The sequence below is a fragment of the Luteibacter sp. genome (assembly GCF_035539195.1).
Classification (GTDB): domain Bacteria; phylum Pseudomonadota; class Gammaproteobacteria; order Xanthomonadales; family Rhodanobacteraceae; genus Luteibacter.
Map to the genome: position 1 here is coordinate 148,789 of NZ_DATLIW010000025.1, position 12,875 is coordinate 161,663.

Genomic DNA, 12,875 nt, shown 5'->3' on the forward strand with positions numbered 1-12,875 from the left:
GTTGCCAAGAAACCCCGCATTCTCATGCGGGGTTTTTTTGTGGCCCGGCAGCTCAGCGCGGCGATTCCACAGTCGTGCTTGCTGGCGGCACAACGGCGCTCGAGTGGCGCCCGCGGGCCATGGTCAGTATCGCGACGCCCGCCGCCGCGGCGCCTGCCGAAGCACCCACGCCCAGCGCCCAGCGTGGGCCCAGGTGGTCGGCTACCCAGCCGACGATCGGCGCGCCGATAGGCGTTCCGCCAAGTGCCACCCCCACGCGTAGGGCCATCACACGTCCCCGCATGGCGGGTGCCGTCGACAGCTGCATGAGACTGTTGGTGGTGTTGGTGAGCGTCAGGGCGGCCACGCCGATGATCACGAGTGCTCCGCCAAACCACCAGTAGCCCGGCGCGAAGGCAGCCAGCGTGCAACCGAGTCCAAAGGTCGCCGAGCCTGCCGCCAGCGAGGCGAACCTTGGTCGGTCGCGACCGGCCGCTAACAGCGCGCCTGAGATCGTGCCGATGGCCATGATCGACGAGAGGAGCCCGAACCCACGGGCGTCGCTATGAAAGACGCTGACCGCCATGGTCGAGATGAAGATCGGAAAGTTCAGGCCGAACGTGCCGATCAGGAACAGCATGATCAGCATGGCCTGAAGATCCGGTCGCGACCACACGTAACGCAAACCTTCTCCAAGGCTGCCCTTGGTCCGCTGTGCTCGCGTATGGGGCCGAAGGCCGGCGACGCGTAGCAAGAGGAGGGAGGCGAGTACGGCGATGAAGCTGGCGCCGTTGAGCAGGAACGCCCAGCCGATGCCAACCGAGCCGATGGTCAGGCCGGCCACGGCGGGGCCGATCATGCGTGCGGCGTTGAACGACGTGGAGTTGAGCGCGACCGCGTTGGGCAGGTCCGTATCGCCGACCAGCTCCGACACGAAGGTTTGTCGCACGGGCGCATCGAAGGCTGCTGCGGAGCCGGAGAGAAAGGCAAACACATACACGTGCCAGAGCTGGACGAGGCCGGAGACCGTCAGGACGCCGAGCGCAACGGCGAGCAGACCCATGATCGCCTGGGTGGCCATCAGGAGCCTGCGCTGGTTGTAGTGATCGGCCGCGAATCCCGTCCAGGGCAGCAGCAGGAGCTGCGGTCCGAACTGCAGCGCCATGACGGTGCCGACAGCCGAGGCGTTGTGGTGCGTGAGTCGGGTGAGCACCAGCCAGTCCTGGGCGGTGCGCTGCATCCACGTCCCCACGTTGGAGACCAGCGCGCCGGCGGCCCAGATGCGGTAGTTCGGATTCCTTAGCGAGCGGAACATGCCGGTGGCGTTCGGGCTCACAAGGGCGTCGACCTGTCACCGCCGTGGAAGCGGCCGAAGAGCCGCGCGCAGATAAGGCCGAGGGTCAGGACACCGAGGCCGAAGGCAGCGGCATGACTCGTGACATTCCAGTCGAAACCGCCGCCGTGGCGGACGAGCGCGTAGCTGGCCACAAGGTTGAAGAAGCCCCAAAGCACATTGATGGTCGACGAGGAAAGACCTTTTCCCGATGGTTTCGCAAACGGGCTCTGGAATGCTCTTCCGGTGACGCCGCTGATGAAGTGGGGCACGGCGTTGGTGAAGAAGAGACCGCCGAAGAAGTACGACACGAGAGGGAGCCATGCCATGGTTGTGGTTTCCTGGAGCGGGCCGCGATGGGCTCAGAAATCGGTGAGTCGCTGGAGCAGTTTCAACGCGGCAGCGAGTTCGCGTTGTTCGTCGGGCGAAAGTTGCTTTTGCAAGGCGCGGACCAGCCAGTCTTCCTTGGCGGCCCGACTTGCCTTGATCGTCTTGCGAAACCCGGGTGTCAGGTCGACGAGCGTTTGCCGCCCATCGCTGGGATCGGGCTTGCCGGCGACGGCCCGCATGGACTCCAGGCCAGCCACCGTGACGCGCATGGACTGTGGTCGAACGCCTTCGGCTCGGGCCAGGGCCGATACCGTTGCCGGCCCATCGCGATCCAGGCGGAGGAGGACCGACTTCTGTGAGGAGGTGAAGTCGCCCGGATGGGATTGTTCCCGTAGGCGCCGGACCAGCTTGCCGCCGGTGATGCGCAATTCGGCGGCCAGTGCGGCCAGTGAGGGTGCGTCGGATGTGGGTTGAGACTTGACCATGGGCGGACCATAGCATGAAGACAGAAAAACTGTACAGGTAAACTGTATGTATAGCCAGTGTGCCGGAGCGGTTGGCGTGGGTTATCGCTGGAGCGGCGGACCGCGCCTCGCCGACACGCGAGCTTTGCAGGCGCGGGCGGACCGCCCGGTAACAGGCTTACGAAGGCTGCCGAATGTCCGGGCATCACCGGACGCTTCGCCGGGCGAACGTGGACGCATGAATCGTCGCGGCTCATCCCTGGTCGAATCGCTCGTCGCCATGTCGGTCTTTTCGATCGGCAGCGCGGCGACGGGTGCGTGGATCGCGCACGTCCTGATGACCGACGCACGTGCTTCGCGGCTGCTCGCCGCAGACGCGATCGCCGCCAGCCTGGATGCGCGGATGCGGTCCAACGGGGCGGGTGTGGCGGCGGGTTCCTACATGGCGGCACCGCAAGCAACGTCCTGCGTCCAGGCCTGTGATGCCGCTGCCTTGGCTGCCGACGATATCCGGCGCTTCCGTCAGGCCCTCGCGGCAAACCTCGGTCCCGCAGCGGATGGCGTCGTGGCCTGCGAGACGACGGGAGCGTGCGCTATCCGCATCACCTGGCAGCACAAGGCGTTGCTCGCATGGCCGCCGACGCCGTGAGGCCGCGTGGTCATACGCTGGTCGAGCTGGCGATCGGTCTGTGCGTGGCGTCGATCGTCGCGCTCATGGCGACGACATCGCTGATGACGGCGGGTCTGGTGCTGCGGCATCACCTGACAACGCGCCGTACCGAGGACGACGCGTGGCTGGCGCTCGCCGCCATCGCGCGGGATCTGGAAGCCGCGAAAACCTGGGGCATGTGCAGCGAGGCCCGCGACTGCCCGCGAAAAAGCTTGTCGCACGAGTACAACGTACCCGCTCTGCTTGCCGGCGAGGTCGGCTGGTTGGTGGCGGATGAGCTGCGCCGCTGTACCCGATCCTGCACAACCTTCGTCGCTGGCGTGGCTTCGCTCGAGGTGATGGCCGATCTCCGGGGCGCCGATGGGCTCACTGATCGCAGGCCGTTCCTGCAGTGGCATGGCGATCGGGCGCATGCCCTCGAGGTCATCGTGACCATGCGCGATCGGCGGCGATTCAGTCGCGTGGTATCGCGGCCGACGGACGACCAATGACGTCCCGTCGCCACTCACGCCGCGGATCGATCCTCATTCTCGTCCTCGCCGTGCTGGCGATGCTCGCCATCCTCGGCGCCGCCTTGTCGAGGTTCGTCCACACCCGCGCTCTTTCGGTGCAGGATTCCGTGCGCGGTGGCACGGCACACGCGTCGCGTGCGACCATCGGGAAGGGCGCAAACGGCGCGCCGTAGAACGAGGATGTCCATGGACCGCAGACGATTCCTGCAGGGGGCGACGATCGCCTCCGGCGTGGCACTGACCGCCAAGGGCTTTGCCAAGGGCGAGCCGCCGATGGCATCGGGCGGGATGATTCCGCGCGTGTGCTCCACCTGGGACTTCGGCGTCGCTGCGAACCAGGCCGCGTGGAAGGTGCTGTCCGGCGGTGGTCGTGCGCTCGATGCGGTGGAGCAGGGCGCGCGCGTTCCCGAAGCGGATCTGCGCAACCACAGCGTCGGCCGTGCCGGTTATCCGGACCGGGACGGCAAGGTCACGCTGGACGCCAGCATCATGGACGAGCACGGCAATTGTGGTGCCGTCGCCGCGATGGAACACATCGCCCATCCGATTTCCGTGGCGCGCCGGGTGATGGAGCGCACGCCGCATGTGTTGCTCGTCGGCGACGGCGCCACGCAGTTCGCCATCGAACAGGGCTTTCCGCGTGAAGAACTGTTGACCCCCGACTCGGACAAGGCCTGGCACGAATGGCTGAAGACGGCCAAGTACAAGCCATCGGCGAACAGCGAGGTCAAGACCTATAACGCCGGGCCGGGCGGCACGCCAGGGGATGCAAGCAATCACGACACCATCGGCATGCTGGCCATCGATGCGCAGGGCAATCTTTCCGGCGCCTGCACGACGAGCGGCATGGCCTGGAAGATCCACGGGCGCGTCGGCGACAGCCCGATCATCGGCGCAGGCCTGTACGTCGACAACGAGATCGGTGGGGCCACGTCGACCGGCGTCGGCGAGGAAGTCATCCGCAACGTCGGCAGCTTCCTCGTGGTCGAACTCATGCGCCAGGGCCGATCGCCACAGGACGCCTGTCGCGAAGCGGTCGAGCGCATTCTCCGCCGCAAGCCGGAGGCGAAAGATCTTCAGGTCGGTTTCCTTGCCATGGACAAGAAAGGAAATGTCGGCGCCTGGGCGATCCAATCGGGCTTCTCGTACGCGGTCTGCGATGCGAAGAAGCAGGACACCTTGATCCCTGGCAAGAGCACGTATTGACCATGGCCCTGCTCGAAGTCGCCGCGAACTCGATTGCGTCCGCGTTCGCCGCGCAGGCCGGCGGCGCCGGTCGCGTGGAGCTATGCGCAAGCCTGGACGAAGGCGGCGTGACGCCGTCACACGGCACCATCGCGCTGGCTCGCGAGGGTCTCGATATTCCCCTCTACGTACTGGTCCGCCCACGTTCGGGCAACTTTCTCTACGAAAACGCCGAGATCGAGGCAATGCTCGATGACATCGCTCACTGTGCCGACCTCGGTTGCGATGGGGTGGTCGTCGGCGCGTTGACCGCCGAGGGCGAGGTGGATACCGAAGCCTGCCAATTGTTCCTGGAGGCGGCAGGGTCGATGGGCGTGACCTTCCACCGTGCGTTCGACCTCGTGGCCGATCGCGTGGCGGCGCTGGAGACGGTGATCGCGCTTGGCTTCGAGCGCGTTCTCACGTCAGGTGGCATGCACAGCGCCGTGGCGGGCGCCTCGTCCATCGCGCGCCTCGTGGCGCAGGCGGGTGGTCGCATCGTCGTCATGCCGGGCGCGGGTATCGAACCCGATAACGTCGCCGCCTTGCGAGACATGACGCGTGCGCGCGAGTTCCATGCTTCGGCCAAACGCCGGCTCCCGTCGGGGATGCGTCGCACGCCCTCCGACGATCTCGGCATGGGCGGCGGTGAAATTCGTACCGACGAAGACACGGTCCGTGCGCTCGTCGCGGCACTGAGCTGACCTGCTTTCGCCGCTGAAGCGGCTCCCACACAGAGCGAATCGGCTCTCGCACGGAGCGAATCGGCTCTCACAGAGAGCCAGGAACAGGCCAGTACTTCAGCGCGGGTGGCTCCCAGACTGGGCCGGGGCCTCGTCGATACGTCTAATGTGGGAGCCGCTTCAGCGGCGATGCTCTCCCACCATGACGAGACCTGCCGGGGTGACCGCGATGATCTCGCGACCGGGCGCAGCGGCCACTTCATAGAGTCCGGTCAGCGTACCGAAGGCTGGCAACATGCCGACATCGCGGTCGAACACGAAGGCGGGTAGACGGTGCTTGCGCCAACCGTCCCGGACGACGACACCTGGGTGCACGTGGCCGGCCAGCGTGTAGCCGGCGGCCTGCGGATGCGGGTGATGCGACAACACGAAGGGTGCGACGTCGACACGGTCCGGGACGACCTCGATACCGAGCGAGCGTACGTCGAAGTGCCGGTCGTGATTGCCGGCGATCAGCGATACATCCACACCTGCATGGGACCGACGCCACGCGCGCACGCGTTCCACCCAGGCGCTACGCTCGGTCGCGGCGCCATGTACGAGATCGCCGAGCACGACAAGGCGCTCCGGGGAAAACTCCGCGATCAAGGCATCGAGCCGCGCCAGGTCGTCGTCGGTATCGCCGCTGGGAACGGCGATCCCCGCGCGACGGAACACCGCACCCTTGCCGAAATGCACATCGGACACGAGCAACGTGCGCCGAGCCACCCAGTAAGCCGCACGTTGCGCATGCAGCGTGAGGCGTTCACCGGCAACGACGATATCGCGCGTCATCATGCGTCGGCATCCGCTTCCAGGGTGGCCCGCATGCGTTCGACACGACTCTTCCAGTCGTCGGTGGCGATACCGCCGCGGAGGCGCTCGACCCACAGCGGGAAGGCCAGCGGGCTCAGGCGTTTCGGCTCGCGCCAGAGCAGCCGCGAGCGGGCGACACGAAGCAGGCAGGCGCGTAACCGCGTGTAATCGAGTTGCTGGTCGAGCACCTCGCGCTCGGCTTGCCAGAGCAAGGGGTGAGTCGGGTCGTGACGTCGCAGTACGTCGAACAGCAGCCCGCTCGATACCTGCAGTTGCCGTAATGTCTTACCGGCCGCGGGATAACCGTTGAACACCAGGCCGGCGACGCGCGCGATTTCACGAAACTGACGCCGCGCCAGTTCGGTCAGGTTGACGCTCGCCAGGATATCCGTGCGCAGATGGGCGGGGTGCAGCAGTTGCCGCATCGACCCGGCGTCCAGCGACGGCATGTGCGCGGCGGTGATCGTCAGGCCATAGTCGTTCACGGCGTAACCATAATCGCCGGGATGGATGCGGGCGAGGCGGTAGGCCAGCACGGCGGCGAGGCCTTCATGGGCGAGACGGCCGGCAAAGGGAAACACGAACAGGTAGTCACCCTCGCGCGTCCGGGTGCGTTCGCAAAGCGTTTCGTCGACGGCGGGAACCGCGGATCGCCCGCGCTGAATCGCGAGCAGGGGACCGAGTGTGCGCATTTCCGCGCTGTGCGGCGCGCCCTCGGCCAATGTGCGGCGCAGTTCGTCGGAGAGCTCCCCGGACAAGGGAAGCTTACCGCCCATCCAGCGCGGCACGCCGCCGCGACGGTTCGGCGCGGCGCGCACATAGGCGGTCATGTCGCGTATGCGCACGAGCTCGAGATTCCGACCTGCGAAAAGGAAGCGATCGCCCGGACGAAGACGGGACAGGAAGCTTTCTTCGACCGTGCCAAGCCGTGCACCCTTCATGTAACGCACCTGCAGGCTGCCGTCGGAGGTGATCGTGCCGATCGACAAGCGGTGCATGCGGGCGATCCTTCCGCTGTCGACATGGAAACGACCGTCGGTCTCGACGAGCTTCTGGTATTCGGGATAACTCGCCAGCGCCGTGCCACCGGTGCGCAGATAGGCGAGCACGGCGTCGAACCGCTCGCGCGGTAGCTGCGCATACGCCAGCGACGAGGTGATCTCCTCATAGGCGTCGTCCGCGGTGAAGCCACCACCCAGGGCCATCGTCAGCAAGTGCTGGGCGAGGACGTCCAGACAGCCGCGCATCGGGCGCCGCGGTTCGAGATGGTCTTCCGCCAGTGCACGTCGTGCCGCGGCGATCTCGGCCAGTTCGAGCAGGTGGGTGGGCACGCAGAGGATCCGCGACGGCATCCCTGGCTGGTGTCCGCTTCGCCCTGCGCGTTGCAACAGGCGCGCGATGCTCTTCGGACTGCCGACCTGGAGCACCTGCTCCACGCTGGAGAAGTCGACGCCCAGGTCGAGGCTCGAGGTAGCGACGACACAGCGCAGCGTGCCCAGGCGCAGACCTTCCTCGGTGGCCAAGCGCAGCTTCGGATCGATGGAGCCGTGATGCAAGGCGAGGGTCTCGGGCGGCCTGGGCCACACCGACGCCAGCGCCTCGTGCCATAGCTCGGCCTGGGAACGCGTATTGGCGAAGACGAGGCTGGTTTTCGCCGCCAGCACCGCATCGAGTACGCGTGGCAGTTGCGACAGGCCGAGATGACCGGCCCAGGGGAAACGCTCGCCCCCTTCGGGCAGCGCCGTATCGATATGCGTTTTCTTGCGCGAACTGCCGCCGATGAGTACGCCATCGCCGGCCAGTGCGTGCAAGGCTTCGTCGAGGTTGCCCAGGGTGGCCGACAGGCCCCAGGTACGCAGCCCCGGTAGCCAGCGATGCAGCCGTGCCAGTCCGAGCTGGAGCAGGGTGCCGCGTTTGTTGCCGATGAGCTCATGCCATTCGTCGACGACGATGCCGCGTAGGTGGGCGAAGCGTTCGCGGGCATCCGGGTAGCTGAGCAGCAGCGCCAGGCTTTCCGGTGTGGTCACCAGAAGCTCGCATGCCCCACGGCGTAGCTTGGCGCGCTCGGCACTACCGCTGTCACCCGTGCGACGCAGGACGCGCCAGGGCAGGCCCATCGCTTCGACGGCCGCCGTGAGGTGTTGCGCGGTGTCGGTAGCGAGCGAGCGCAGCGGCGTTATCCAGATCAACTGCAGACCCATCTGCGGGCGCAGCGCGGCGTCGATCAATGGTCCGCCTGCGGCAGCGAGCGTCTTGCCGGTCCCGGTAGGGGCATGGATCAGGCCATTCCTTCCCTCTGCCCAGGCGCGCCATGCCGCCCGCTGAAACGCCGCGGGCCGCCGTTCCTGGGCGGCGAACCACGCCATGAGGCGGGCCTCAGCCCGTCGCCAGGCGGCGGAGGTCGTCGAGCTTGTCGGCATCGCGGATCGCGAGGTCGGTACGCCAGCGGAGGATGCGCGGGAAACGCACGGCCACGCCGGCCTTGTGTCGGCCCGAGGCCTGGATCGCCTCGAAGGCGAGTTCGAAGACGTGGGTCGGCTCCACCGAGCGGACGGGGCCGAAACGGTCGATGGTATGCGCGCGGATCCAGCGGTCGAGGCGGCCGATCTCCTCGTCGTCCAGGCCGGAATAGGCCTTGGCGACGGGGACCAGCGTCTCGCCATCCCATACGCCGAAGGTGTAATCGGTAAAGAGTCCGGAGCGGCGCCCGTGTCCCGGCTGGGCGTAGAGAAGCACGGCATCCACCGTGTACGGCTCCACCTTCCACTTCCACCAGTCGCCGCGTTTGCGGCCGACACGATAGGGCGAGTCCAGGCGCTTCAGCATCAGGCCTTCGGTCTGGCGCTCACGCGACTCGCTACGAATCGCCGTCAATGCATCCCAATGGTTCGCCGCGACGGCCGGGGACAACATCAGCGTCGGGCCATGCCCGTCGACGATCGCTTCGAGCGAAGCGCGCCTGACATGCAACGGCTGCTCACGCAGGTCGATGCCATCGCGTTCCAGCAGGTCGTAGACCATCAGCCGCACGGGTGTACTGGCGAGCAATGTCGGGCCCGGCTTGAGCTTGCCGATGCGTTTCTGCAAGGCGGCGAAGGGCAAGGGCCGATCGCTATCCGGTGCCCACGCGAGAATCTCGCCGTCGAGAACGCAGCCGTCGGCAAGTGCGAGGGCGGCCTGCTCGATTTCGGGGAAACGACCATCGAGCCGTTCCTCGCCACGCGACCAGATCAGCACGCCGCCCTCGCGCCGCATCAGCTGCGCGCGGATTCCGTCCCATTTCCATTCGGCCAGCCATTCCCTTGCCTCGCCGAGGCTGGCAATGTCGTGCTCCAGCGGCGAGGCAAGGAAGAACGGATAGGGGCGCTCGCCCGCATGCTCGTCGGCACGCTCGGGGCCCGTAAGCGCCTCGAAGGCGGCTGCGCCGGGCTTCCACGTACCGCTCAGGCGATGGGCGATGAGATCGGTCGGCAACGACGACCCATGCGCGATGGCCTGCACGACCAGTCGGTGCGATACGCCAACGCGCAGCGAACCGGTCAACAACTTGTTGACGAGGAAGAGCTGGTCGCGGGGTAATGTGCGCCACCACTCGCGCAGGACATCCATCCGCTCGGCGGCCTCCCGCTTGCCCAATGAGGGTAGCCGCGCTTCCATCCACACGTGCAGCGGGGTGTCGTCGATGGTTTCGTCCGCCGTGGGAAGCATCAGCGCGACGGTTTCGGCGAGATCGCCGACGTGCGCATAGCAATCGTCGATCAACCAGTCGGCGTAACCGGTCTCCGCCGCCAGCGCGAGCCGAAGTTCGGTCGATGAAGCGGTACGTTTCAGCTTGCTGCCGCCGAGCACATAGACCGCCCACGCCGCGTCTTCGGGCGGCGCATCCCGAAAATAAGCGGCCATCGCATCGCGCTTGGCCGTCGTCGAGGCAGTGCGGTCGAGCGCCTCGAACAGCGCGGCGAAACGGCGCATCAGTCGCCTTCCTCGCGATCGCGTGCATCGGCGACGATGCCGCCGAGCGAGCGCAGCGGTCGTGCGTCGTGGCCGGTCTCGCGCAGGTGACGGATGAGGGCTTCACCGTCGCCATGGGTGACGTAGATACGCTTCGCGCCGCAGTCGCGCACGCTCTGCAGCAGGCCGGGCCAGTCGGCATGATCGGAGACGACGAAGCCCCGGTCGTATCCGCGGCGGCGTCGCGCGCCACGCACCTGCATCCAACCCGAGGCGAATCCCGTGGAGGCCTTGGCGAAGCGACGCATCCACGGCGACCCCGCCGCCGAGGGTGGCGCCATGATCAGTTCGCCGGCGAAATCCTTGCCGCGCGCCGACTCGCTTACCGCCTGGGTGGGCAGCATGCGCACGCCCGCCTCGCGATAGGCCTCGACCAGTCGCAGCATCGCGCCATGCAGATGCACGGTGCGCTCCGTTCGCCTGGCGAGCTCGGCGAGGATGCGCTGTGCCTTGCCGAGCGCGTAGCAGAACAGCACGGCCGGCACGGCGCGCTCGGCGCATTCGTCCAGCCAGGCGAGCATGTCGTCGACCACCGCATGCATCGACGGCCAGCGGTAGATCGGTAGGCCGAACGTGGATTCGGTGACGAACACATCGCAGGGCACGGGCTCGAAGGGAACGCAGGTAGGGTCGGGATCGCGCTTGTAGTCGCCGGAGACGACGGCAACCAGGCCGCGCCCTTCGATCCGTACCTGCGCCGAGCCAAGCACATGACCCGATGGATGGAGCGACAGACGCGTGTCGCCGAGCGTGAAGGACTCCCCGTAGGCGTAATCGCGAATTGTCGCTGTGGCACCAAGCCGTTCCCGCATCAACCCCAGGCCGGCACGGGCGACGTGGTACAGCGCACTTCCCGAACGTGCATGGTCGCCGTGGGCGTGGGTGACCACGGCACGAGGCACCGGGAGCATGGGGTCGATGAAGAAGTCACCCGCCGGGCAGTACAGGCCTTCGGGGCGAGGGAGAAGCAGGTCGCTGTCCATCGCCGCACGTTAGGCGGCGACTCGTCAACGCGGCGAAAACGAATCGCCGCTCAGGCGACGAACTGCAACCTCGCCAGTTCGGCGTAGAGGCCGCCTTCACGCAGCAAGGCCTCGTGCGTGCCCTGGGCGACGATCCTGCCGCCGTCCATCACGACGATCCTGTCGGCGCGTTGTACGGTGGCCAGGCGATGGGCGATCACCAGGGTGGTCCGGCCTTTCTCGAGCCGCTCCAGGGCATGCTGGATGGCCGCTTCCGACTGCGCGTCGAGAGCCGAGGTTGCCTCGTCGAGTAGGAGCAACGGGGCATCGCGCAGGATCGCCCGGGCTATCGCGATGCGCTGCTTCTGGCCGCCGGAAAGGCGCACGCCCCGTTCGCCCAGCGTGGCCTCGTAGCCTTCCGGCAAGGCCTGGATGAAGCCGTCGGCTTCGGCCAGGCGCGCGGCATCGCGTACCTCGGCGTCGCTGGCGTCCTCGCGACCGAAACGGATGTTGTCCGCGGCGCTGCCGCCGAAGATCACGGTTTCCTGCGGCACCAGGGCGATCGCGCCGCGCAACTCGGGTAGCGCCAGCGCGCGCAGTTCGACACCGTCGAAGCGGATCGAACCGCCGACGGGATCGTGGAAACGCAGCAGCAGGCTGAATACGGTGCTCTTGCCGGCGCCGGAGGGTCCGACCAGGGCGACGGTTTCGCCGGGCGCGATCTCGAGGTCGAAGTCGGACAGCGCGGCCACGTCCGGTCGCGAGGGATAGCGGAATTCCACATGGTCGAAGCGCAGTGCGCCGGTCACCGGCTGCGGCAACGGATCGGGAGCGTCCGGTGTGGCGATGGTCGCTTTCTCCGCGAACAGCTCGCCGATACGCTCCATCGCACCCGCAGCCTGCAACACGTCGCCCCACACTTCCGACAGGCCGGCAACGGAGCCGGCGGCGAAAATGGCATAGACCACGAACTGGGTGAGGATGCCAGGCGCGAGTTCGCCGGCGATGACGTCGCGGGCACCGGCCCAGAGCACCAGGGTGATCGCGCCGAAAATCAGGACGATCACCGCGGCGGTCAGCATGGAGCGCATGCCGATGCGCCGGCGCGCCGTGGCCAGTGCGAGGGCGATGGCATTCGCATAGCGGCGGCTCTCGATCGGCTCGCGTGCATAGGCTTTCACGGTCTGCGCGGCATTGAGCGTTTCGTTGGCGACGGCGGCGGCATCGGCGAGACGATCCTGGCTGCTGCGCGACAGCTTCTGCACGCGGCGGCCGAAGATGAGGATCGGCAGCATCACCGCAGGAATGACCAGGGCAGTGAGCCCGGCGAGGCGCGGGCTGGTCCAGGCCATCGCCGCCGCCGAGCCGATCAGCATGACGGTGCTGCGCAGCGCCACCGAGATCCCGGAGCCGACCAGGGTCTGGACCAGTTCGGTGTCGGTGCCCAGGCGCGAGGTGAGCTCGCCCACACGGGTGCTTTCGTAAAAGCCTACGTCGAGGTTGATCACGTGCCGATACAGCGAGCTCCGCAGCGCGGCGAGCGAACGTTCGCCGAGCAGGGCGATGAAGAAGTAGCGCGCGGCGGTGGCGAGGGCGAGCACCACGGCGAGGCCGAACAGGGCAAGGAAGGTCCCGTTGATCGTCGCCAGGTTCGAGGCGAGAAAACCCTTGTCGATGATGTGGCGCAACGCCACAGGCAGCAACAGCGAGGCGCCGGACGAAATGCCGAGGAAGACCAGCCAGCCGATGGCCAGGGCCTTATGCGGCTTGAGGAAGGGCCAGAGGTTGCGCAGTGCACCGATGTTCCGTGACTTCTCCCTGCGTTCGGTGGTCATGCGCCGCTCATTGCTGT

General features: G+C 67.1%; 13 protein-coding genes. 5 read left to right on the forward strand and 8 right to left on the reverse strand.

The window, feature by feature from the left end; translation table 11 throughout:
* Positions 1-52: 52 nt before the first annotated feature.
* From VM621_RS07450 to VM621_RS07460, 3 genes are read right to left on the reverse strand one after another with little or no spacing between them, the layout of a single operon-like run.
* Positions 53-1,315 (reverse strand): MFS transporter, encoded by a 1,263-nt coding sequence (locus tag VM621_RS07450; protein WP_325468332.1) that lies wholly within the window; start codon positions 1,313-1,315, stop codon positions 53-55.
* Positions 1,312-1,641: a hypothetical protein gene (locus VM621_RS07455; protein WP_325468333.1), complete on the reverse strand. Its 330-nt coding sequence runs from the start codon at positions 1,639-1,641 to the stop codon at positions 1,312-1,314. Before VM621_RS07455 ends, VM621_RS07450 begins: the two co-directional genes overlap by 4 nt.
* 33 nt (positions 1,642-1,674) lie before the next feature.
* Positions 1,675-2,127, reverse strand: a complete 453-nt coding sequence (locus VM621_RS07460) for a MarR family winged helix-turn-helix transcriptional regulator (protein WP_325468334.1) — start codon at positions 2,125-2,127, stop codon at positions 1,675-1,677.
* Positions 2,128-2,344: 217 nt separating this feature from the next.
* Between VM621_RS07460 and VM621_RS07465 the strand changes: the two genes are divergently transcribed.
* The 5 genes from VM621_RS07465 to VM621_RS07485 are packed head-to-tail and all read left to right on the forward strand — an operon-like array spanning position 2,345 to position 5,216.
* Complete coding sequence (locus tag VM621_RS07465) at positions 2,345-2,755, forward strand: type IV pilus modification PilV family protein (RefSeq protein ID WP_325468335.1); 411 nt, start codon at positions 2,345-2,347, stop codon at positions 2,753-2,755.
* Positions 2,737-3,267, forward strand: coding sequence for a hypothetical protein (locus tag VM621_RS07470; RefSeq protein ID WP_325468336.1), 531 nt, complete (start codon positions 2,737-2,739; stop codon positions 3,265-3,267). Before VM621_RS07465 ends, VM621_RS07470 begins: the two co-directional genes overlap by 19 nt.
* On the forward strand, positions 3,264-3,461 hold the full coding sequence (locus tag VM621_RS07475; RefSeq protein WP_325468337.1) for a hypothetical protein: 198 nt from the start codon (positions 3,264-3,266) through the stop codon (positions 3,459-3,461). Before VM621_RS07470 ends, VM621_RS07475 begins: the two co-directional genes overlap by 4 nt.
* A 13-nt stretch (positions 3,462-3,474) precedes the next feature.
* Complete coding sequence (locus tag VM621_RS07480; protein WP_325468338.1) at positions 3,475-4,494, forward strand: N(4)-(beta-N-acetylglucosaminyl)-L-asparaginase; 1,020 nt, start codon at positions 3,475-3,477, stop codon at positions 4,492-4,494.
* A 2-nt stretch (positions 4,495-4,496) separates the two neighbouring features.
* Complete coding sequence (locus VM621_RS07485; RefSeq protein WP_325468339.1) at positions 4,497-5,216, forward strand: copper homeostasis protein CutC; 720 nt, start codon at positions 4,497-4,499, stop codon at positions 5,214-5,216.
* Positions 5,217-5,375: 159 nt separating this feature from the next.
* Here VM621_RS07485 and pdeM read toward each other — a convergent pair whose 3' ends face one another.
* The 5 genes from pdeM to VM621_RS07510 are packed head-to-tail and all read right to left on the reverse strand — an operon-like array spanning position 5,376 to position 12,858.
* Positions 5,376-6,032 (reverse strand): ligase-associated DNA damage response endonuclease PdeM, encoded by a 657-nt coding sequence (pdeM, locus tag VM621_RS07490; protein WP_325468340.1) that lies wholly within the window; start codon positions 6,030-6,032, stop codon positions 5,376-5,378.
* On the reverse strand, positions 6,029-8,470 hold the full coding sequence (locus VM621_RS07495) for a ligase-associated DNA damage response DEXH box helicase (protein ID WP_414674504.1): 2,442 nt from the start codon (positions 8,468-8,470) through the stop codon (positions 6,029-6,031). The genes pdeM and VM621_RS07495 overlap by 4 nt, the downstream gene beginning before the upstream one ends.
* On the reverse strand, positions 8,427-10,022 hold the full coding sequence (locus VM621_RS07500; protein WP_325468342.1) for an ATP-dependent DNA ligase: 1,596 nt from the start codon (positions 10,020-10,022) through the stop codon (positions 8,427-8,429). Before VM621_RS07500 ends, VM621_RS07495 begins: the two co-directional genes overlap by 44 nt.
* Entirely contained in the window at positions 10,022-11,044 is a 1,023-nt protein-coding gene (locus VM621_RS07505) for a ligase-associated DNA damage response exonuclease (protein ID WP_325468343.1), read from the reverse strand. The genes VM621_RS07500 and VM621_RS07505 overlap by 1 nt, the downstream gene beginning before the upstream one ends.
* Before the next feature lie 50 nt (positions 11,045-11,094).
* Positions 11,095-12,858: an ABC transporter transmembrane domain-containing protein gene (locus tag VM621_RS07510; protein WP_325468344.1), complete on the reverse strand. Its 1,764-nt coding sequence runs from the start codon at positions 12,856-12,858 to the stop codon at positions 11,095-11,097.
* Between the last annotated feature and the right edge of the window lie 17 nt (positions 12,859-12,875).